Source organism: Candidatus Hydrogenedentota bacterium (assembly GCA_016791475.1).
In the GTDB taxonomy this organism is placed as follows: Bacteria; Hydrogenedentota; Hydrogenedentia; order Hydrogenedentales; family JAEUWI01; genus JAEUWI01.
The window spans coordinates 1-776 of sequence record JAEUWI010000184.1 but is presented as its reverse complement, the minus strand read 5'-3'; the positions used below and the strand labels follow the sequence as shown (position 1 = coordinate 776).

Below are 776 nucleotides of genomic sequence, written 5' to 3'. Positions count from 1 at the left end.
AAGCCGAATTCGCCGCCTTTCACGGCGTCCAATATGCCATCAGCGTAGCCAACGGAACCGACGCGATCGAGCTGGCGCTGCGAGCGGGCGGCGTCGGGCGCGGTGATGAAGTCATCACCGTATCCCATACCGCGGTGCCCACCGTATGCGCCATCGAACGTGCCGGCGCGCAGCCCGTCTTGGTCGACATCGACCCGGATCGGTACACCATCAACCCCGCAGCCGTCGAGGCCGCCATTACCCCGCGTACCCGTGCCATCGTCCCGGTACATCTCTATGGGCATCCGGCGGATATGACTGAGCTTTCTCGCATTGCCGGACGTCATGGGCTGCTGCTCGTGGAAGATTGCGCGCAGGCTCACGGCGCACGGCTGCATGATCGTTGGGTAGGAATGTGGGGGCATCTGGCGGCCTTCAGCTTTTACCCGACCAAGAACCTCGGCACCTATGGAGATGGCGGCGCGATCATCACCAACGACTCCGCATTGGCCGAAAAACTGCGCCGGCTGCGTAATTACGGTCAAGTCCAACGCTATATCAATGTCGAGCGGGGGATCAACAGCCGCTTGGACGAGATTCAGGCCGCCATTCTGCGCGTCAAGCTGAATCATCTCGCTGCCCATAATCAAAAACGCAGGCAGTTGGCGCAGCACTACCATGCGGGCTTGGCTTCCGTCAAAAAACCCGTTCAAGCGGATGGCTATGAACACGTTTATCACCTGTATGTCATACGGCACGCACAGCGAGACCGGTTGATGAAACTACTCAATGATCGC

At 59.7% G+C, this 776-nt stretch carries 1 protein-coding gene; it reads left to right on the top strand.

What is annotated here, in order from left to right; translation table 11 throughout:
- Positions 1–776: DegT/DnrJ/EryC1/StrS family aminotransferase (locus JNK74_28595; protein MBL7650146.1), on the top strand; the 776-nt coding region annotated here is incomplete at both ends.